Below are 19,541 nucleotides of genomic sequence, written 5' to 3'. Positions count from 1 at the left end.
ATGTCTCCACTGTCGATTCGGTCATTCACGCTGTTTCGTGAGGAACAGCCCGTGCGTGATGCGCTGGTGTTGTTCACTTTAACGCTACTGCTGCATTTCTTTGGCGCGATGCTGCGTCTTGTACAAGAATTGTCGTTCTTCTGGCCGCTGAATGCGGTAATGGCGGGGATTTTTGCGCGTTATATCTGGCTAAATCGCAGCTATTTTTACGCCGTTTGTTTTGCCGCCATGCTGGTATATGACGGTTTAACATCTCGTTGGGGAATGGGGTTCGCTTCCTTTCTGATTAATTTCTCCAATATCGTTTTTATCGTCACCCTGGCGCAGCTCATTTTGTGGGATAAGCGGCGGGCGGATTCGATGCCGGGACCGATCAACGCGCTAAGCCTGTTTTGCTACTGCCTGCTGGCGGCGCTGCTCTGCGCGGCTGTTGGGGCGCTGGGTTCGGTAGATGTGGAACGCGCCACGTTTATTCCCCAACTGGCGGACTGGTTTAGTGAACAGTTTTCCACCGCCGTACTGATCCTGCCGTTCATTTTGACCCTTACGCTCCCTTCGGCGTTCGGACGTTTTCGCCTGCGTCAGCTGTTACCGGCGATCGCGCTGGTGCTGTCGATTGCGCTCGGCGTGGCGGTGGGCGGGGCCGGGAGCATAACCTTCCCGTTACCCGCGCTGATTTGGTGCGCGATTCGCTATCCGCTACCGTTGACCTGTCTGTTGACCTTTATTACCGGGATTAGCGAAATTCTGCTGGTGGCGAACTCGCTGATTCACCTCACGCCCGACACCCGGATGCAGCCGTGGCAGCTGTTTTCGACGCGTCTGGGTATCGCGGCGATGCTGATTAGCCCGATTATCGTCGCTTCCAGCGTCGAGGCGATTAATAACCTTGTCAAACAGCTGGCCCTGCGTGCTGACTTTGACTTCCAGACCCGGGTCTATTCTCGATCGGGGTTAAGCGAAGCGCTGAAACGCCAACCGCTGTCGGAAGATAGGCGGTTAACGGTCATGGTGCTGGATATCGACGGCTTCAAGCAGGTCAACGATCGCTGGGGCCATGAGTGCGGCGACTGCGTGCTGGCCCAGTTTGCGCAGCAGGTGCGGCTACTGGTAGGTGAAGAGGGCATGGTGGCGCGCATTGGCGGGGAAGAGTTTGCCGTCGCGACGCTGACTTCATCAGAGCGGGACGGACAGGCGTTGGCGGAAAAAATTCGTCAGGGCATCGCATCGCAGACCTTCACCTGGGGGCAAAACAAAATCCAGCTGACCGTCAGCATGGGGCTGGAGAGCCAACTGCTCGCTACCGCCAGGGTTACGGATCTGTTCAACCAGTTGCTGATGGAAGCCGATGATTCGTTGATTCGGGCGAAACGTGCCGGGCGCAACCGGATTTTTACGCACGAAATGGCCTGAATTATCCCATAAGAAAACGCGATGATAATTCTGCTTGTGTTAAATATAAGTTAAAAACATAGTGATGTGGTCAATTTCAAGGAGTTACCTATGACCACATCCTTCACTCTGCGCACCCTGTCGCATGACGATATTCTCAAACACCTTTCTGAATTAACCGATATCCTTGTCAGCTGCGTCAACGGCGGGGCCTCGGTGAGCTTTATGCTGCCTTTCGCCCCGGAAACCGCGACGGCGTTCTGGCTGCGAATGGCGCAAAGCGTCGCCGCCGGGGAGCGGGTTGTCCTCGCCGCGGCAGATGCAGAGCAGCGGCTCGTTGGCACGGTACAGCTCATTACCGACCAACCGGAAAACCAACCGCACCGCGCCGATGTCGCCAAGCTCCTGGTTCACCAAAATGCGCGTCGTCAAGGGCTGGCGAATGCGCTAATGGCCCGACTGGAAGCGATCGCACGCGAGCAGGGCAAGAGTGTTCTGGTGCTGGATACCGCAACCGGCAGCGGGGCAGAAAACTTTTACGTGCAGTGCGGCTGGGAAAAAGCCGGGGAAATCCCGCGCTATGCGCTAATGCCGGACGGCGAGCTGACGGCAACATCGCTGTTCTATAAATTTCTGTCTTAAATTTGATATTGCATACAGCTTTGATCAAAACAGGGTTTCACTTGCCTAAAAACCTGATAACTTATTGGACCAATTACTCAGGTTGTATGACTACTCTATGAGGGAACCCTTGTGAAAACACTAAACCGTCGCGATTTCCCGGGCGCGCAGTACCCTGAACGTATCATTCAGTTTGGCGAAGGCAACTTCCTGCGTGCGTTTATCGACTGGCAGATCGATCTGCTAAACGAGCATACCGACCTGAATGCCGGGGTGGTGATTGTACGTCCGATTGAGAGTGCGTTCCCGCCGTCGCTCAGCGTGCAGGACGGTCTCTATACCACGATCATTCGCGGCCTAAATGAGAAGGGTGAAGCGGTCAGCGATGCGCGCCTGATTCGCTCGGTCAATCGCGAAATCAGCGCCTATGCGGATTATGATGAACTGCTGCGGCTGGCGCATAACCCGGATATGCGTTTTGTGTTTTCCAATACCACCGAAGCGGGAATTAGCTACCACGCGGGCGACCGATTCGACGATGCGCCCGCGGTTAGCTATCCGGCTAAACTGACCCGTCTGCTATTTGAACGCTACAGCCATTTCTCCGGCGCGGCGGATAAAGGCTGGGTCATCGTTCCCTGCGAGCTGATTGACTATAACGGCGAAGCGTTGCGTGAACTGGTGCTGCGCTATGCGCAGGAGTGGGCGCTGCCGGAAGCCTTTGTGGCATGGCTGGATGAAGCCAACGCTTTCTGTTCTACGCTGGTAGACCGCATTGTGACCGGCTATCCACGTGATGAAGCCGCGCAGATTGAAGAGCAACTGGGCTATAAAGACGCTTTCCTCGATACCGCCGAACACTTCTATCTGTTTGTCATTCAGGGGCCGAAATCTCTGGCCGCCGAGCTGCGACTCGATAAACTGCCGCTTAACGTGCTGATCGTGGACGATATTAAGCCGTACAAAGAGCGTAAAGTGGCCATTCTTAACGGTGCACACACTGCGCTGGTGCCGGTCGCCTTCCAGGCAGGGCTGGATACCGTGGGCGAAGCGATGAACGATGCGGAAATTTGCGCTTTTGTCGAGAAGGCGATTTACCAGGAGATCATTCCGGTTCTCGATCTGCCGCGCGATGAGCTGGAGTCTTTTGCCAGCGCGGTAACCGGCCGCTTCCGTAACCCGTATATCAAGCATCAGCTGCTGTCTATCGCGCTTAACGGGATGACAAAATATCGTACCCGTATTCTGCCGCAGCTGCTGGCGGGACAGAAGAAAGCAGGGAAACTCCCGGCGCGTCTGACCTTTGCGCTGGCGGCGCTGATCGCATTTTATCGCGGCGAGCGTCACGGTGAGAACTATCCGGTACAGGACGACGCAGAATGGATGGAGAGCTATCAGGCGCTGTGGGCCCAGCATCGGGATCGTCAAATCAGCACCCGCGAGCTGGTAAACGCGGTGCTTTGCGTTGAGTCCCACTGGGAGCAGGACCTGACGAAAGTCTCTGGTCTGGTCGAGCAGGTGACGCAGGATCTGGATGCTATTCTGCGCGACGGTATGCGCGCCGCCGTTAAGCCACTGTGCTGATACCCTGAAACGAACGGATTACGGCCGGGTAAGACGCCAGCCGCTTTCCGGCAAGAATCCCGGCACCGTGCTGGACGCGATTCGTTATCGAACGCAACCTGGCCGCTGCCGGGATATTTTTGCCCTTTCATTAGTTACAACATTCTTTTGTATTTTGAACTGGCGCAGGTCTGTAAGATCGCGCCAGCTTCGTCCGCCAGCGGTCAACAGGGCAAATAAGAGAAAAGGATGAATTGTGCCCCTGCCGCTTGATCAAATTATTCGACAGGAAAATAATGCCTTATCCAAACGAGAGGTTAGACCAATGGTCATCGAAATTCGTGAAGTGGGCCAGCAGGATAAAGCGCAGTGGTTACGGCTATGGGAAGGCTATACCTGTTTCTACGGTAGCCCGCAGCCGCCGGACGTCACGGAATACACCTGGCAGCGCATGCTTGATTCCGCTTCTTCCATGTTAGGCCGCGTTGCCCTGGCGGATGGCAACGTCGCTGGATTTGCGATTTGTGTCCTTCACGAAGGGACATGGGTAAAGACGCCCGTTTGCTATCTGGAAGATCTGTTCGTTGCCGCGTCAATGCGCGGAAAAGGTATCGCCAGGGCGTTGATGCAGGCGCTGCAAGCGGAAGGAAAAGAGAAAGGGTGGTCGCGTCTATACTGGCACACGCGTACTGATAATCCGGCCCGGCGTCTGTATGAAGAATTTACGCCAGCCGATGACTATGTTCGTTACCGTATGACGCTCTGAAAATCTGAGATTAAGAAGTTATTAAGATTTCCCCTGTAAAACAGGGGAAACGACTCAGGAGTAACAAAATGGAAAAACGCATAGAGACGGTTGTGAACCTCATCATGTTTCTTTCGCTGCTGGCCACCGCATGGGATCTCTCCCTGGTCCATCACCTGTCCTGGTAAACCTTAACGTTCGGCGCCAGAGTCTGGTGCCGAAACGTTAAATCACTATTTAAAATCAATGTTTTACATCATAAATGCTAGCGGCGCGCGACGATAAACAGGCGCGGAAATCGCAGCAGCACCTTTCCGTTACACTGTAACGGGTAGTGCTTTTTCAGCTGCGCCAGATAGCGTTCGAGGAACGACTGGCGCTGCGGTTCATCAAGCGGTTTTAAAAACGGGCGCAGGCCCGTTGACTGCAGCCATTCGATAATGGCCTGATGCGATGCCAGCGGGTGATAGTAGGTCGTGCGCCAGATATCCACCTCGCAGCCGCAGGCGGTCAGCATATCGTAATACTCCGGCACATCCGGCAGCGGCTGTCGCCCGCTGGCTGGATATCCTAGCTCTTCCGCGACCTCACGCATCAGCGCGTGCGAGGGCTCTTGCCAGTTAACCGGCATTTGCACCGCCAGTATGCCGTTTGGTGCAAGATTGCTGACCAGATGGGGAAAAAGCCGCTGATGATCCGTTAGCCACTGCAGCGAAGCATTGGCGTAAATAACGTCCGCCGGGCGCTCGGGGCGAAACCCGGCGATATCTCCTTCGACAAAGCAGCAGTCCGGGAGCCTCTGAGAGGCTTCTTCCAGCATGGCCGGTGAATTATCGACGCCAATAATTGTTGCTTCAGGCCAGGCATGCCGTAGCAGAGCGGTACTGTTGCCTGGTCCGCAGCCCAAATCAACGGCCAGCGCGACGGGATGGTGGGCGATGCGGGCGAGAAGCTCAGCGGCGGGGCGCGTGCGCTCCGTGCCGAATTGCAAATAAAGTGAAGGATTCCAGTCAGCCATAGTGCGCTCCGGTTAAGAGAAACTCGTTCATCAGCATAGACGGCAATACTTAACTGGCAAATAAACAATAGCTCTATGCTAATGAAACGTGACAGCGTCACTTAACTTATGCCGGGTTCGTCACGGTAGACCCGGTGGAGGTTGGCTAGAGTAGACGTCGCAAAAAAGAGGTAATGAAAATTAAATGGCGTTAATCATTAAAGTGTTACTTGAAAACCGACTCGGCAAGGGGCAGGACAGCCTGCTGCAGGCGAAACCCGGATTAAGCCTGCTTGTGGAAGATGAAACCAGCCGGGTGCTGTTTGATACCGGGCCAGACGGCACGTTTCTTAATAATGCGCAGCGGATGGGAGTCTCTTTATCTGACTTGACCGCCACGGTGCTCTCCCACGGTCATTACGACCACTGCGGCGGCGTGCCGTGGCTACCGGATAACAGCCGTATCATTTGCCATCCGCTGATCGCGCAACAGCGCTACTCGGCGTTATCCCTTGCCGGACGTCGCTGGAAAGTCAAAAAACTGTCGCGAGAAATTGACTACTCCCGCCACCGCATGGAGTACAGTCGCGAGCCTATGGCGATTGGCGAACGATTAATCTGGTCCGGCGAGATTGCGGTCGCGCGCCCGCGAGCCTATGGCATCCTCGCGGGTCAAGCGGCGGGGAAAGATTATATTGCCGACGAAGGTGTGCTGATCTACCGCTCGACTCGGGGGTTAGTCATTATTTGCGGCTGCGGGCATCGCGGATTGATCGATACGATTCGCCACTGTCAGAAGATCACCGGCGTCCAGCAGATACGCGCCATCATCGGTGGCCTTCACCTGCGCAGCGCGCCGCCGTGGGGGATACGTCGGCTAAAGCAGTTCTTGCGCCAGCAGAAGGTCGAGGAGGTGATGGCCTGCCACTGTACCGGTTCATGGGGGCGCTGGTGGCTAGCGGAGAGTAGCGCGCCGGCAACCGGTGATACGTTGGTGCTGGAATAATAATCGCGTTCACTTTTGCTAATTACATATAAATAACATTTTTGCTATTTATTAAATACATTATCCGCCGGCTATACACCTTCCCCCTAGGGGAAGGTCAAATACTGATATCCCTTTTGGGTGTAAATATTTATAGAGAAACTTCATTCTATTTAACCTGGAGTTTTCTCTTTGAAATATCATTTAATTCTGCCGGTGAGTGTGATTTAATTCAGCGGTCTTCTTATTGCGAATATCTCTATGATTGCGTCACTGCAGGCATTATTAAAACAAGTAACCCGGCGTCGGCTTCGTATCCGCGTGGGGCTTGTTTGTGCCTGTTGGCTACTGCTCAACCTTCAGTTGACCATCGCGGCGCACCACGGCGGCCAGCAGCAGCCGGTGGCGCCGCAGGCGCAGATTCACCATATTGTCGATGGCGTGATGAGCATGCCCGGCATGGAAAACGTCGGTCAGAAAGCCATCTGCGAGAAGCACTGCGACCCCGATACCGCGCAGCCAAACTCATTAACCTCTTTACAGCTGAACGCGCTTCCCTCCGAAACCGCGCTATTAGTGGTTTCCCCGCAGCAGGAGACCAGCGCTGAACGTATGGACTGGCGGACGCCGCCGGTCACCGGTCCGCCGACTGAAATACGTTTCTGCCGTTTCAGGGAATAAAAAGCCGTTAAAAACATCTATCAGATCTGCCCGGTCTGCGGGCGACTTTATGTTTTTTTCGGAGATTTTATTATGCGTTCGACTTCTATTTTTCTGCTTATTACCAGCGTTCTGACCTTTTCCTTCACTTCATTGTCCGCCAGCGCGGAAGACGGCGCGATGCATCACCATAATATGTCCGCGATGGCGCAGATGACGGGGATGGATAAGCCGGATGATTCCGCCACCCTTTATTCGGCGAGCGGGGTCATTAAAGCCTGGCGTGACAATGCCGTGGTGATTGCCCACGCTCCGGTTGCCGAGCTGAACTGGCCGGCGATGACCATGAGTTTTGCGCTCGGCGCTAACCACGATAAAAGGCTGGCGGTGGGGCAAAAGGTTGATTTCACCTTCCGCCAGACGGACTCCGGCTACGCGCTCGTTTCGATGACCGCGCACTAATTCCGGAGTCATTATGTCCATTTTAAATAAGGCGGCCTGCGGGCTGCCGCTTCTACTGTCGCTGATTTCCGCCAACGGCTGGGCGACGACGCTGGCTGAGGCCCTGTCGGCGGCGGAAAGCTACTCCGCCGAGCTCTCCGCCAACGATCATCAGGTGAATGCGTTAAAAAACAGGGCGGATTCCGCCATGCAGCTTCCTGACCCGAAGCTGAAATTCGGCATTGAAAACGTTCCGCTGGGCGGCAATAACGCCAGCCGACTGACCCGCGAGGGGATGACCATGCAAAGGGTCGGCGTGATGCAGGACTACGTCAGCAGCACTAAGCGCGAACGGAAGGCCGACTCGATCACCGCCGAAGCGCGCCAGGCAGCCGCCAATGCCGATGTGATCCGTGCCCGGCTACAGCGGGAAACCGCTCAGGCGTGGCTGGCGTTGGCGGTGGCGCAGAAGTCGCTGCGATCGGTTCAGGCGTTGATCAGCGAAACCTCCCGGCAAATCAACGTACAAAAGGCCGGTGTCAGCAGCGCCAGCGCCAGTCCCGGCAGCGTGCTCGACGTTCAGCTGGCGCTGAATGCCATGAAAAATGAGCAGGATAATGCCCGCCGTGATGTGCAGATTGCCCAGGCGCGCCTGTTGCAGCTTACCGGCAAAGAGGTCCGCGATATCTCCGGCCCGCTGCCGCGCATTGAACGTTTACCGGCCGATGAAGCCGCGTTAATGGCGGGGATTAAGCTACATCCTGAGGTGATTCAGGCCGCGCGTGAGGCCGATCTGGCGAAAGCGAAATCAGGTCAGTCGGAAGTCGCGGCGATCCCTGACGTTGGCGTCGAGGTCTATTACGCCAGGCGCGGGGATGATTACGACGATATGGTGGGCGTCATGTTTACCGTCGATATGCCTATTTTTCAGGGCAAACGACAGGACAAAGATCACGCCGCCGACGTCTCCCGTACCTATGAAGCCAACGATCGGCTGACGTTATTGATGCGCGAGCATCAGGCCCAGCAGTATCAGCTGATCTCGCAATATAACGCCGCGAAAGCCATTTACGATCGCCAGCAAAGCGAGGTGCTGCCGCTGCTGCGCAAGAAAGTGAGTCTCGTCAATGCCCAGTATCGGGCCGGCAGCTCGGCGCTGGCGGAACTGCTCGCCGCTCGTCGCGATCTGCTGAGCGGCGAAATCGCCAGCAACGACGCGGAGAAAGCGCTCGCTGATGCGTGGACCGCCATTCGCTACCTTATTCCACAGGATGTTAAATAATGAAGCCAAAATCTGCTATTACCCTTGTAGCGCTGGCCATCGCCCTGGCCGCCGCGAGCGGATACTGGCTCGGTTCGCGAAACGCGCCGACGTCATCCGCTGACGGGGCCCAGACCGAAACGGGCCGCAAAGTACTGTACTGGTACGATCCGATGGCCCCCGGTACCCGCTTCGATAAACCGGGAAAATCACCGTTTATGGATATGGATCTGGTGCCGCGTTACGCCGATGAAGGGGCGGGAGAGGAGGCCGGGGGGGTGCAGATTAGCGCCCGCCAGCAGCAAAACCTCGGCGTACGCACGGCTGATGTTGCCCGGCGGACGCTGGCGCAGAAGCTCAGCGCTTTCGGTACCGTCGCGATTGACGAGCGCAGCGTTGAAACGGTTCCGGCGCTGGCCAGCGGTCTGATCGAGAAACTCTACGTCAACGCCTCCCAGCAGTTTGTGAAAAAGAACGAGGCGCTGGCCGAGCTATGGATCCCGCAGTGGGCGGCGGCGCAGCAGGAGTATCTGGCGGTGAGGCAACTGGGCGATAGCGGTTTAACCGCCGCCGCACGCGGCCGTTTGCAGCTGCAGTTTATGCCGGATGCGATTATCCGCAGCGTTGAGCGCAGCGGTAAACCGCAAACCCGTATAACGGTGCGCGCGCCGCACGATGGCTACGTCAGCAAGCTGGACGTGCGCACCGGCGCGCAGGTCACGGCAACCCAGCCGCTGTTCGAGCTGGCCAGCCTCGACCCGGTCTGGATCGTGATTGATTATCCGCAAAGCCAGGCCAGCCTGCTGCGCGTAGGCAGCCAGGTGACGGCCGCCACCAGCAGTTGGCCCGGCACAACGTTTCAGGGAACCGTCAGCGAGCTGCTTCCCGACCTCGAAGCGACCACCCGTACTCTGAAAGCCCGCGTAGAGCTAAATAATCCGCAGCATCAGCTCAAACCGGGCATGTATTTGAACGTTGAGCTGGCTGAGGCGCAGCAGGGGCGCGAGGTGCTGACTATCCCGGAAGAGGCATTAATCGCAACAGGCACCAGCAACCGGGTGCTGATCGCTGACGGCGAGGGGCATTTCCGTCCAGTCGAGGTGACGGCGGGACGAACGCAGGATGGTCTGGTCGAGGTGACTTCCGGCCTTGAAGAGGGGCAAAAGGTGGTCACCTCAGGTCAGTTCCTGATTGACTCCGAAGCCAGCCTGCGCAGCGCACTGCCGCAAATGGCCGGACAGAATGAAGAGATACAAAGCTACTCGGCGCAGGGCATCATCAAGGCGGTGAGCGATGAGGCGGTGACGATCGCGCACCAGCCGGTCCCGGCGCTGAAGTGGCCGGCGATGATCATGGACTTTGCTATTACGCCGCAGCTACGGGAACAGGTGCGTCCCGGCGAGTCGGTGATGTTTCATTTTGTGCTGACCGATGAAGGGGCGCGGGTGACCTCAATAATGCCGATGAGCGGCGCTAAGGAGCAGCCATGATTGCCGCCGTTATCCGCTGGTCGTTGCGCAACCGCCTGCTGGTACTGCTGGCGACGCTGATTATGGCCGCCTGGGGCGTCTGGTCGATACAGCAGGCGCCGCTGGACGCGCTGCCGGATCTTTCCGATACCCAGGTGATCATTCGCGTCAGCTATCCGGGCAAAGCGCCGCAAATTGTCGAAGACCAGGTGACCTATCCGCTGACCACCACCATGCTGTCGGTGCCGGGGGCGAAAACCGTGCGCGGCTTTTCCATGTTTGGCGATGCTTACGTTTACGTACTGTTTGAGGACGGTACCGACCCGTACTGGGCGCGCTCCCGCGTGCTGGAGTACCTGAGCCAAATCCAGAGCAGCCTGCCGCCGGAAACCAAAGCGTCGCTCGGGCCGGATGCCACCGGCGTCGGCTGGGTATTTGAATATGTGCTCACCGACAAAAGCGGCCAGCATAGCCTCGGAGACCTGCGGGCGATTCAGGACTGGATCCTTAAATATGAACTGAAAACCGTACCGGATGTTTCAGAGGTGGCCAGCGTCGGCGGGATGGTGAAAGAGTATCAGGTGGTTCTTAACCCCGACCGGCTGCGGGCGCTGAACGTGACTCACGAGCAGGTGATTAGCGCGATCCAAAGCGCCAACCAGGAAGGGGGCGGCTCGGTGCTGGAGCTGGGTGAAGCGGAATATATGGTACGCACTACCGGCTACCTGAAGTCCATCGACGATTTTAACCAGGTCGTTATCGCCGCGCGCGGCGGCGTGCCGGTGCTGCTCTCAGACGTCGCCAGCGTGCGCCGCGGTCCGGCGATTCGGCGCGGCGTCGCCGAGCTCAACGGCGAAGGCGAGGTCGCGGGCGGCATTATCATCATGCGTTCGGGCAAAAACGCGCTGACCACCATTAACGCGGTGAAAGCCAAACTGGCGGAAGTGCAAAAAAGCCTGCCTGCCGGGGTGGAGATTGTCCCGGTGTACGACCGCTCGCAGTTGATAAAAAACTCGGTCGAAACCCTGACCCATAAGCTTATCGAAGAGTTTATCGTTGTGGCGGTGGTCTGCTCGCTGTTTCTGTTCCACTTCCGCAGCGCGCTGGTGGCGATGATCACGCTGCCGCTGGGGATCCTCGGCGCGTTTATCGTGATGCACTATCAGGGCGTCAGCGCCAATATGATGTCGCTCGGCGGAATTGCGATCGCTATCGGGGCCATGGTCGATGCGGCAATCGTGATGATTGAAAATATGCATAAGGTGCTGGAGCAGTGGCGGCACGAGCATCCCGAACGCCAGCCGTCTTCTGCTGACTACTGGCAGATTGCCCAGCACGCGGCGTCGGAAGTGGGGCCTGCGCTGTTTTGCAGCCTGCTGATTATCACCCTGTCGTTTATTCCGGTATTCACCCTCGAGGCGCAGGAAGGCAAGATGTTCTCGCCGCTGGCTTTCACTAAAACCTGGTCGATGGCGGTGGCCGCCGGGCTGGGGATCACCCTGGTGCCGGTGCTGATGGGCTACTTTATCCGTGGCAAAATCCCTGATGAAACCGCCAATCCTCTCAACCGCTGGCTGATCCGCGCCTATGAACCGCTGCTGGATAAAGTTTTGCAGTGGCCGAAGGGGACGCTGGCGGCGGCGGGGCTGCTGCTGGTTGCCACGCTCTGGCCGCTGGCGCAGCTCGGCAGCGAATTCTTGCCGCAGATTGACGAGGGCGACCTGCTGTATATGCCCTCCACGCTGCCGGGGATCTCCAGCCGCGAAGCCGGACGTCTGCTGCAGCAAACCGACCGCCTGATCAAGACCATTCCTGAAGTGCAAAGCGTATTCGGCAAGGCCGGACGGGCGGATAGCGCCACCGACCCGGCGCCGCTGACCATGCTGGAAACCACCATTCAGTTCAAACCGAAAAGCGAATGGCGGCCCGGCATGACTATGGATAAGCTCATCAGCGAGCTGGACAATACGGTGAAGGTGCCGGGTATCGCCAACGTCTGGGTACCGCCGATTCGTAACCGCCTGGATATGCTGGCGACCGGTATTAAAAGCCCGGTCGGTATTAAAGTGAACGGCAACAATCTGGCGGAGATCGAAAAAACCGCCGAAGAGATTGAGCGTATCGTGCGTAACGTACCGGGAGTGACCTCGGCGTTGGCGGAGCGCCTCGACGGCGGTCGCTATATCGATATCACTATCGACCGGGTGAAAGCCGCCCGCTACGGCGTGTCGGTGAAGGAGCTGCAGTCGGTCGTCGCCAGCGTTGTCGGCGGCGATAACATCGGCGAAACCATCGAGGGGCGAGAACGTTACCCGATCAGCGTTCGCTATCCGCGCGAAATGCGCGACTCGCTGCAGAAGCTGCGCGATCTGCCGGTGGTGACCAGCGGCGGGGCGCAGGTGGCGCTTTCCGAACTGGCGGATATCGCCATCACCGACGGCCCGCCGATGCTGAAAAGCGAAAACGCCCGACTATCGGACTGGATCTACGTTGATATTCGCGGACGTGACCTGAAATCCGCCGTGGACCAGATGCAGCGTGAGGTCAGCGAACAGGTCAAGCTGCCGGAAGGTATCTCGTTGACCTGGTCCGGGCAGTATGAGTATCTGGAGCGCGCGACGGCAAAGCTGAAAATCGTGCTGCCGTTTACCCTGATGATTATCTTTATTCTGCTTTACGTCACCTTCGGTCAGGTTAAAGACGCCCTGCTGATCATGGGTACCTTACCGTTTTCGCTGGTAGGCGGCATCTGGCTACTTTGGCTGCTGGGCTATAACCTGTCGGTGGCTGCCGCCGTGGGCTTTATCGCGCTGGCCGGCGTGGCGGCGGAGTTCGGGGTGATTATGGTGCTCTATTTAAACCAGTCGATCGCCAGGCGCCGCGGACGGCTTGATGACCAGACGCTCAACCAGGCAATTCATGAAGGGGCGGTGCTGCGCGTGCGCCCGAAAGTGATGACCGTGGCGACGATTATGGCCGGGCTGCTGCCGATTATGTGGGGAGGCGGTACCGGATCGGAGGTGATGCAGCGTATAGCCGCGCCGATGATCGGCGGGATGATCACCGCGCCGCTGCTGTCGATGCTGGTGATCCCGGCGGTCTATCTTCTGACGCACCGTAACAAACGCTAAAGTTCAGCGCCCGAGCCAGGCGGCTCGGGCGTGAATCAGTCGGCGTTCTTAAGATCTTCCGCACGTTTGGCGGTGGCGTAGACAAAATCGAGCATTGGTTCAAGGTCGGTATCGTAGCCGGCCTGAATGATTTTTCCGCGCAGCCATTCGATCTCGCTGGTGATATCCGGGTGGAATATATTATTGTCCTGCGCTTTGCGCAGCCATTTAAGCAGGAAATTATTTTTCCCGCGAACTCCGCCCGATTTCTTTGATTTTGCGTGCATTTTCAGCGCCACCAGAATGCAATAATAGAAATGAACGCGCTGATTAAAACTTTGGTGCATGTCTTTATTTCCCGCCAGAATCAGGTTGCGGACGGGTATGGACCTTAAGCATGCGGTCTCTGATATTCACCCGTACCACCTTCGCGCCGCTTGCCGGGCGCCGAGGCGATGGTGGCACGGAAGCCGAATTACAGTCAAATATTGATTAGTTTTATAGCAATATTTATTTGCGTCGATCGCCGCCTGGCGGCCAGATTAACGTCCCAATGTGTAGCCGTAGTGAACACAGAAGGCTGGGCAAGTCGCGCGCGGCAGAGTATAAAATTTGTTAACGCATCACGGACCATGACGGGAGAGGATATGGAATACGATTTAGACGGAATGGATGTACTTTTTGTCGCCGGCTTTGGGCCGATAACGCAGTCTGCCGCAGCCAGCCGTGACTTTTATGTCGCCGCGCTTGGGCTGCCGCTCAAACCGATGCCCGGTAACGAAGAGTATCTGCTGACCGAACATGATGCTCTCGGCGGGGTCAAACATTTCGCCCTCTGGCCGCTGGCGCAGGCGGCGCGTTCCTGTTTTGATGCCGATAGCTGGCCAGACTATCTGCCGGTGCCGCAGGCGTGGATTGAGTTTGAAGTCCGCGATATCGGCTCGGCAACCGATGCGCTAAAAGCCAGAGGCTATAGGCTGCTGGTGGACAACCGCATTGAGCCGTGGGGGCAAACCGTTACGCGCCTGCTTAGCCCGGAAGGGCTACTGGCGGGCATCACCGTGACGCCGTGGTTGCGCGAGGAACAAGCGTGATGGCAGCGGAATTGATGACTGAAAGACTGCTGCTGCTCCCCTTGACCGCAGACGATGCGCCGCAAATTCAGGTTCTCTTTCCACAGTGGGAAATCGTGCGTTATCTTGCCGCCGGTTTTCCATGGCCTTTTCCGGAGGATGGCGCGTCGCGCTTTGTCAATAATGTGGCTTTACCTGCCGCAGCTAACGGTACCGGCTGGTTTTGGACCCTCCGCCTTAAAACGGCGCCGGAGAGAGTCATTGGCCTGATTACGCTCTCTGATGAAGTGGATAACAACCGCGGGTTCTGGCTGGATCCGCGCTGGCATCGCCAGGGATTGATGACCGAAGCCTGCCGCCGGGTGACCGATTTTTGGTTTAATACGCTTAACCGGGAGGTGCTGCGCGCGCCGAAGGCCTGCGACAATAGCGGGTCGAAAAAGATTTCGCACCGTAGCGGTATGCGCCTGGTTGGTGTCGAGAAAAAGCAGTTCATCTCCGGCCTGCTGGACGCCGAACTGTGGGAAATAACCAAAGCGGAATGGAATGCATTGGCTGCACAAGCTCCCGCGTCATATAGGGAGACAGGATGCTGATATATAACGTATTCGGGCGTCATATTGGCGTCCAGCGTCAGGGCGAACGCTGGCGGGTTTTCCGCGTCGATATTAACGAGCGGAAATTTTCGCCGCTAGCCGGGGTTATCATCCCGGACGATCTTACGGAGGCGGAAATTCCTGGCTGGTTGGGGGATATTTTTCATGAAGCGGCAAGCCCGCGCCATCCTGACGTCCATCTTGTGGAGTAGCGTCGCCGGCAGTGGTTATGACCAGCTTCGGTTTTGCAGCACCATGCGATAACCATCGTGGTCGTCAAAGGTTTTACCGTTCACATTCCAGTACGGATTAAACGCGCTGACCGGCACAAATTGCGGTCAGCACGCTTTTACATCGTTCTCGCCATTCGGCAGGGAGATACTACCATTCCAACCTACTGGCCATTCAGGACTTCGGTCGCTACAAAGTGCGACTTTTTTATCAATACCTTCTTTTATGCGTAAGATTTGTACCGAAATTATTCCGGCAAGATATTCGACTCGTCGTTTTAGGACTGTTAAGGAGAGTGATTCAGAAAATCCGAGGGTAAATGTTGAAAACAAAGCATCATTATATTCTGCAATGTCAAATTCAGATTTACAATCACGTATTAATGATTCTTGTATTACATCACCCGTTTTGCAAGGGCGGATGAATATCCCCGCAAATATTTTAGTCAAACATTAACATTATACATCCCTTCAAAAACGCCTTCTTCTAGCTCCAGGACATATACTCAATAAACTTCAAGTTACATGTCTGAGCAACAGGGCAGCCCAACTTTTATGGGCATGAAGCAGCACCCGCAACATGCAACTCCAGGTATCGCGAGTATTGAGGTTTCTGGCATAGATTATTGATATTACAACTCTATTTAGTATATCCATGGAAGTGGATTATCAGTTTTGTGATACCCTTAAGGCAATCAAAAACCAATAATTTTTTAGTTTTATTTTTGTATCTTATTGATATTTATTAATTTATCATTTAGTTGTTTGTTTAATTGATTTCGTTTTTGCAATTACTTTAGCTGGTGGTATAGTTATGACAGACCACAGAAGGTAAAGGGATTACACTGATCATGCGACCAAAAGAAGTTCAGGCACCGGCGGCCAGTACGATGTACAGAGATGAAAGTAGAGGTTTGCTTTCCAGTAAAGTCGTTATTGTTCTGGGTTTGCTTAGCGCCGTTGCTGCATTATCTACTGATATGTACTTGCCTTTATTTCCAGCTATCGCCAGTGATTTGCATACGACGCCTGACAAAGTTCAGCTTAGTATCACCGCTTTTATGGTGGGCTTAGGAATTGGGCAGTTGTTCATTGGCCCGTTGTCCGATCATTACGGCAGGCGTAGATTATTGTTAGGCGGGATGACACTATTAACCATCGCTTCATTAGCTGGCGCTATATCCGCGAACATTCAGCTGCTCATTGTTACACGGTTCTTTCAGGGACTGGGAGGGGCGGCTGGTATCGTTCTTTCCCGGGCAATTATTTCTGATCTGTGCCCGGGGACTAAAGCCGCTCGATATTTTAATCTGGTGTTAGCGATACAGGGGATCGCCCCTGTTATTGCACCACTACTTGGAGGAGTGGCTGCATGGTTTATCTGGCCGGTAGTTTTTGTTTTTATGGCCGCAATATCATTAGTCTCCACCTTGCTCAGCAGTCATTTTATTCGCGAAACTTTACCCCGTCATCAGCGATTACCTTTCAACTTCAACGAGTTTATCAGTCAGTTTATCGAGCTGCTTAGTCATAAGAAATATATAGGTTATACTTTAATTTTTTCAATCCAGTTCGGGGCGCTATTTGCTTATATATCAGCATCGCCGTTTATCTATCAATCGGCGTTTAATTTATCCTCGGGGGAATTCGCTGTAATATTCTCTATCAACGCTGGAGCAATGATGTTTGGTAGTATTGTCAGCGCTCGTTATGTTACGAAATTTGGCGAAGATAACCTCATAAAACTGGGGGTGATAAGCACACTGGTGATATCTATATTACTTTGCATCGTTGACTATATTTCTCATTTCCAGTTTGAGATTGTGGCGGTATTACTGTTAATCATGATGTTTACTATGGCTTTGACCTTTGGCAATGCCGCGAGTATGGCCATGGCGGCATCTTCACATTTAAAAGGAACGGGTTCTGCTATTTTAGGGGTTTTTCAGTTTGGTATCGCTGCGATAACTCCATCACTGCTTGGATTTGGAGACCCGTTGTCATTACTACCGATGTCGCTAATCATAGCGGGATGCTGTTTAATAGCCATCATGGCATTATTATTGACAGGTAAAAAAGGATAGTGTGATGAATACACATGACGCTATAAAAATTATTGGTGCAAGACAAAACAATCTGCAAGATATTGATTTAGAGGTCCCTAAAAATAGAATAACAGTTTTTACCGGCGTTTCCGGGTCGGGGAAAAGTTCTCTGGTATTCGGAACTATTGCGGCAGAATCTCAGCGTCAGCTAAATGACACCTTTCCACCTTTTATTCGACACCGTTTACCGCATTATGGTAATCCTGAAGTTGATGACATTGAAAACCTGTCGGTGGCCATTATTATTGACCAAAAACGTATTGGTGGCAACGCACGTTCGACGGTGGGTACCGCCTCAGATATTTATACTCTGCTGCGACTACTATTTTCTCGTGTTGGCGAACCTTTTGTTGGTTATTCTAATGTTTTTTCATTTAATCATCCTGCCGGGATGTGTGCGACATGCGACGGGTTGGGTATTGCCAGCACCATTGATATCGACCAACTGATTGATTCAAATCTGTCCTTAAATGAAGGCGCTATTCGTTATCCTTCTTTTGCACCGGGTTCATGGCGCTGGAAACGTTATGTTTATTCAGGGCTTTTTGATGCTGATAAAAAAATCATGGATTATTCAAAAGCGGAACGAGAGTTATTACTGTATGCGGATAATCTCATTCCTGAAGCGCCGTTAGCCGGTTGGCCTAAGAGTGCAAAGTTTGAAGGCGTCATTACGCGCTTTACGCGAAGTTATTTGAAACAAGAAACTAAAGATACTAAAGCTGAGGAATTTCAGCGAGTCGTTAGTTTACAGGTTTGCCCTTCTTGTCAGGGTATGAGGCTCAACGACAAAATACTTTCCTGCAGGATAAGAGGGAAAAATATTGGCGAATGTGCAACACTGCCTGTCACAGAGTTAAAGCTGTTTGTAGAAAAGCTCGATTATCCTGAAGTCAGGCCGCTGCTCGAAGCATTGCTGGAAAGGTTAGATGCAATGTGTGCAGTAGGCTTGGGGTATCTGGATTTGAACCGGACGACCCCCAGCTTATCGGGCGGTGAATCCCAGCGGTTAAAAATGGTCCGGCATCTGGGAAGTAGTCTTACCGGGATCGTTTATATAATTGATGAGCCAAGTACCGGGCTTCATCCAGCAGATATTGTTAAATTGAATATATTAATTGGTAAACTACGCGACAAAGGCAATACCATTCTGATGGTAGAGCACGATCCTGACATGATAGCGATAGCCGAGCATGTTATTGATTTAGGGCCGGGAGCGGGCAAGCAAGGTGGAAATATTGTATTTGAGGGTGACCTGTCGGCACTTAAGCAATCCCAAACCTTGACGGGAAGATATTTCTCTTCACGGGCAGAGATAAATAAAAGACCGAGATGTGCTAAAGGTTATATTTCGGTAAGAAACGCCACATTGCATAATCTGCATAACTTATCGGTAGACGTACCTTTGAGCGTTATGGTCGCTGTGACCGGGGTCGCGGGATCGGGCAAAAGTTCATTCGTCATGGGAGCCCTGGCGCCACAATGTCCGGACGCGATCGTTATCGATCAAAAACCGATACATACTTCGATTCGATCGCATATTGCTTCCTGGTGCGGCGCATTTGATACGATCCGTTCGCTGTTTGCCGAAAAAAACCATGTGTCAGCGTCGTGGTTCAGCGCCAATGCTAAAGGCGCCTGTCCGGAATGTCATGGGCTAGGGGTAATACAAACCGATCTGGCATTTATGGATACGGTTACGTTGCCATGTGAGGCCTGTCAGGGGCAGCGCTATAACCCACAGGCGCTAAAATATCATTATCAGGGAAAAAATATTGCGGAGGTATTATCTCTGTCGATTAACGATGCTGGCGATTTTTTCCTGAATGAGCCACAGCTCAGGCCAATTTTTCGTAGTCTGGTCGACGTCGGGTTGGGATATTTGCGCTTGGGGGAATCGTTAAATCATCTTTCAGGCGGTGAATGCCAGCGGCTGAAGTTAGCGTCACAATTAAATCATGATAGTGACATGTATATTTTCGATGAGCCAACCACCGGACTTCATCCCAGTGATGTTGCCTCGCTGCTGAAACTCTTTAACCGACTGGTAGAGCGCGGAAACACCGTCATTATTATTGAACATAATATGGAGTTGATCGCTCAGGCTGACTGGATTATTGATATTGGACCTTATGCCGGGCAAGAAGGGGGAAAATTACTGTTTAGCGGTACACCTGAATCGATGCTGACCTGTCGCCATTCTTTAACCGCGGAGTGGTTGCGCATACATTGCCGGGTAGAGTGAGAGATAGTGGTCGGGACAGCCAGAAGAGACTGGCAATAATGTGATGCA

Annotated in this window: 18 protein-coding genes and 1 pseudogene; 15 read left to right on the top strand and 4 right to left on the bottom strand. The window is 54.1% G+C overall.

Annotated elements, in window-relative coordinates:
* From IYV58_RS14435 to IYV58_RS14420, 4 genes are all read left to right on the top strand, one after another.
* Complete coding sequence (locus tag IYV58_RS14435; protein ID WP_004119946.1) at nt 1–1,413, top strand: GGDEF domain-containing protein; 1,413 nt, start codon at nt 1–3, stop codon at nt 1,411–1,413.
* 90 nt (nt 1,414–1,503) lie between these two features.
* A complete protein-coding gene (locus tag IYV58_RS14430) occupies nt 1,504–2,034 on the top strand; it encodes a GNAT family N-acetyltransferase (protein ID WP_004119951.1) in 531 nt (176 codons plus the stop codon).
* Nucleotides 2,035–2,145: 111 nt separating this feature from the next.
* On the top strand, nt 2,146–3,597 hold the full coding sequence (locus IYV58_RS14425) for a tagaturonate reductase (RefSeq protein WP_049113826.1): 1,452 nt from the start codon (nt 2,146–2,148) through the stop codon (nt 3,595–3,597).
* Nucleotides 3,598–3,901: 304 nt separating this feature from the next.
* A complete protein-coding gene (locus tag IYV58_RS14420; protein WP_004119957.1) occupies nt 3,902–4,342 on the top strand; it encodes a GNAT family N-acetyltransferase in 441 nt (146 codons plus the stop codon).
* Between the two features lie 244 nt (nt 4,343–4,586).
* Here the strand turns inward: IYV58_RS14420 and tam are convergent, their stop codons facing one another.
* Complete coding sequence (gene tam, locus IYV58_RS14415; RefSeq protein WP_049113830.1) at nt 4,587–5,339, bottom strand: trans-aconitate 2-methyltransferase; 753 nt, start codon at nt 5,337–5,339, stop codon at nt 4,587–4,589.
* A gap of 184 nt (nt 5,340–5,523) precedes the next feature.
* Between tam and IYV58_RS14410 the strand changes: the two genes are divergently transcribed.
* From IYV58_RS14410 to IYV58_RS14385, 6 genes are all read left to right on the top strand, one after another.
* Nucleotides 5,524–6,324, top strand: a complete 801-nt coding sequence (locus tag IYV58_RS14410; protein WP_112164921.1) for an MBL fold metallo-hydrolase — start codon at nt 5,524–5,526, stop codon at nt 6,322–6,324.
* A gap of 240 nt (nt 6,325–6,564) precedes the next feature.
* Nucleotides 6,565–6,984, top strand: a complete 420-nt coding sequence (locus tag IYV58_RS14405) for a hypothetical protein (RefSeq protein WP_004119969.1) — start codon at nt 6,565–6,567, stop codon at nt 6,982–6,984.
* A 72-nt stretch (nt 6,985–7,056) separates the two neighbouring features.
* Complete coding sequence (locus tag IYV58_RS14400; RefSeq protein ID WP_117085658.1) at nt 7,057–7,425, top strand: copper-binding protein; 369 nt, start codon at nt 7,057–7,059, stop codon at nt 7,423–7,425.
* A 13-nt stretch (nt 7,426–7,438) separates the two neighbouring features.
* Nucleotides 7,439–8,686: a TolC family protein gene (locus tag IYV58_RS14395; RefSeq protein WP_004119973.1), complete on the top strand. Its 1,248-nt coding sequence runs from the start codon at nt 7,439–7,441 to the stop codon at nt 8,684–8,686.
* Entirely contained in the window at nt 8,686–10,155 is a 1,470-nt protein-coding gene (locus tag IYV58_RS14390) for an efflux RND transporter periplasmic adaptor subunit (protein ID WP_195729100.1), read from the top strand. Before IYV58_RS14395 ends, IYV58_RS14390 begins: the two co-directional genes overlap by 1 nt.
* Entirely contained in the window at nt 10,152–13,265 is a 3,114-nt protein-coding gene (locus tag IYV58_RS14385) for an efflux RND transporter permease subunit (protein WP_049113834.1), read from the top strand. The genes IYV58_RS14390 and IYV58_RS14385 overlap by 4 nt, the downstream gene beginning before the upstream one ends.
* Nucleotides 13,266–13,300: 35 nt before the next feature.
* On the opposite strand, the gene IYV58_RS14380 is transcribed toward IYV58_RS14385, so the two are convergent.
* Nucleotides 13,301–13,591, bottom strand: a complete 291-nt coding sequence (locus tag IYV58_RS14380) for a hypothetical protein (protein WP_004119983.1) — start codon at nt 13,589–13,591, stop codon at nt 13,301–13,303.
* Nucleotides 13,592–13,891: 300 nt separating this feature from the next.
* On the opposite strand from IYV58_RS14380, the gene IYV58_RS14375 reads away from it, so the two are divergent.
* Genes IYV58_RS14375 through IYV58_RS14365 form a run of 3 tightly spaced genes read left to right on the top strand, consistent with a single transcriptional unit; the run spans nt 13,892 to nt 15,125 of the window.
* Nucleotides 13,892–14,338, top strand: a complete 447-nt coding sequence (locus IYV58_RS14375) for a VOC family protein (RefSeq protein ID WP_004119986.1) — start codon at nt 13,892–13,894, stop codon at nt 14,336–14,338.
* On the top strand, nt 14,338–14,913 hold the full coding sequence (locus tag IYV58_RS14370; protein WP_195729099.1) for a GNAT family N-acetyltransferase: 576 nt from the start codon (nt 14,338–14,340) through the stop codon (nt 14,911–14,913). The genes IYV58_RS14375 and IYV58_RS14370 overlap by 1 nt, the downstream gene beginning before the upstream one ends.
* Nucleotides 14,907–15,125: a DUF7661 family protein gene (locus IYV58_RS14365; protein WP_004119990.1), complete on the top strand. Its 219-nt coding sequence runs from the start codon at nt 14,907–14,909 to the stop codon at nt 15,123–15,125. Before IYV58_RS14370 ends, IYV58_RS14365 begins: the two co-directional genes overlap by 7 nt.
* A 15-nt stretch (nt 15,126–15,140) precedes the next feature.
* Here IYV58_RS14365 and IYV58_RS28335 read toward each other — a convergent pair.
* Nucleotides 15,141–15,245, bottom strand: a pseudogene (locus IYV58_RS28335) (VOC family protein); the annotation flags it as partial.
* A gap of 6 nt (nt 15,246–15,251) precedes the next feature.
* Nucleotides 15,252–15,593 (bottom strand): hypothetical protein, encoded by a 342-nt coding sequence (locus IYV58_RS14360; RefSeq protein ID WP_123829330.1) that lies wholly within the window; start codon nt 15,591–15,593, stop codon nt 15,252–15,254.
* Nucleotides 15,594–15,994: 401 nt separating this feature from the next.
* On the opposite strand from IYV58_RS14360, the gene IYV58_RS14355 reads away from it, so the two are divergent.
* Entirely contained in the window at nt 15,995–17,227 is a 1,233-nt protein-coding gene (locus IYV58_RS14355) for a multidrug effflux MFS transporter (RefSeq protein WP_142471262.1), read from the top strand.
* A 4-nt stretch (nt 17,228–17,231) separates the two neighbouring features.
* Nucleotides 17,232–19,493, top strand: coding sequence for an ATP-binding cassette domain-containing protein (locus tag IYV58_RS14350; protein ID WP_195729098.1), 2,262 nt, complete (start codon nt 17,232–17,234; stop codon nt 19,491–19,493).
* Nucleotides 19,494–19,541: the final 48 nt, after the last annotated feature.

The sequence above is a fragment of the Klebsiella sp. BDA134-6 genome (genome assembly GCF_015601345.1).
GTDB lineage: Bacteria > Pseudomonadota > Gammaproteobacteria > Enterobacterales > Enterobacteriaceae > Klebsiella > Klebsiella grimontii.
The sequence above is the reverse complement of the archived record's forward strand: the minus strand, read 5'-3'. Positions and strand labels throughout refer to the sequence as shown.

Excerpts from the sequence above, each read along its gene's own strand:
- IYV58_RS14435 (WP_004119946.1), top strand. The coding sequence starts at position 1 with ATGTCTCCACTGTCGATTCGGTCATTCACGCTGTTTCGTGAGGAACAG.
- IYV58_RS14430 (WP_004119951.1), top strand. The coding sequence starts at position 1,504 with ATGACCACATCCTTCACTCTGCGCACCCTGTCGCATGACGATATTCTC.
- IYV58_RS14420 (WP_004119957.1), top strand. The coding sequence starts at position 3,902 with ATGGTCATCGAAATTCGTGAAGTGGGCCAGCAGGATAAAGCGCAGTGG.
- tam (WP_049113830.1), bottom strand. The coding sequence starts at position 5,339 with ATGGCTGACTGGAATCCTTCACTTTATTTGCAATTCGGCACGGAGCGC.
- IYV58_RS14410 (WP_112164921.1), top strand. The coding sequence starts at position 5,524 with ATGGCGTTAATCATTAAAGTGTTACTTGAAAACCGACTCGGCAAGGGG.
- IYV58_RS14405 (WP_004119969.1), top strand. The coding sequence starts at position 6,565 with ATGATTGCGTCACTGCAGGCATTATTAAAACAAGTAACCCGGCGTCGG.
- IYV58_RS14400 (WP_117085658.1), top strand. The coding sequence starts at position 7,057 with ATGCGTTCGACTTCTATTTTTCTGCTTATTACCAGCGTTCTGACCTTT.
- IYV58_RS14395 (WP_004119973.1), top strand. The coding sequence starts at position 7,439 with ATGTCCATTTTAAATAAGGCGGCCTGCGGGCTGCCGCTTCTACTGTCG.
- IYV58_RS14390 (WP_195729100.1), top strand. The coding sequence starts at position 8,686 with ATGAAGCCAAAATCTGCTATTACCCTTGTAGCGCTGGCCATCGCCCTG.
- IYV58_RS14385 (WP_049113834.1), top strand. The coding sequence starts at position 10,152 with ATGATTGCCGCCGTTATCCGCTGGTCGTTGCGCAACCGCCTGCTGGTA.
- IYV58_RS14380 (WP_004119983.1), bottom strand. The coding sequence starts at position 13,591 with ATGCACCAAAGTTTTAATCAGCGCGTTCATTTCTATTATTGCATTCTG.
- IYV58_RS14375 (WP_004119986.1), top strand. The coding sequence starts at position 13,892 with ATGGAATACGATTTAGACGGAATGGATGTACTTTTTGTCGCCGGCTTT.
- IYV58_RS14370 (WP_195729099.1), top strand. The coding sequence starts at position 14,338 with ATGGCAGCGGAATTGATGACTGAAAGACTGCTGCTGCTCCCCTTGACC.
- IYV58_RS14365 (WP_004119990.1), top strand. The coding sequence starts at position 14,907 with ATGCTGATATATAACGTATTCGGGCGTCATATTGGCGTCCAGCGTCAG.
- IYV58_RS14355 (WP_142471262.1), top strand. The coding sequence starts at position 15,995 with ATGCGACCAAAAGAAGTTCAGGCACCGGCGGCCAGTACGATGTACAGA.
- IYV58_RS14350 (WP_195729098.1), top strand. The coding sequence starts at position 17,232 with ATGAATACACATGACGCTATAAAAATTATTGGTGCAAGACAAAACAAT.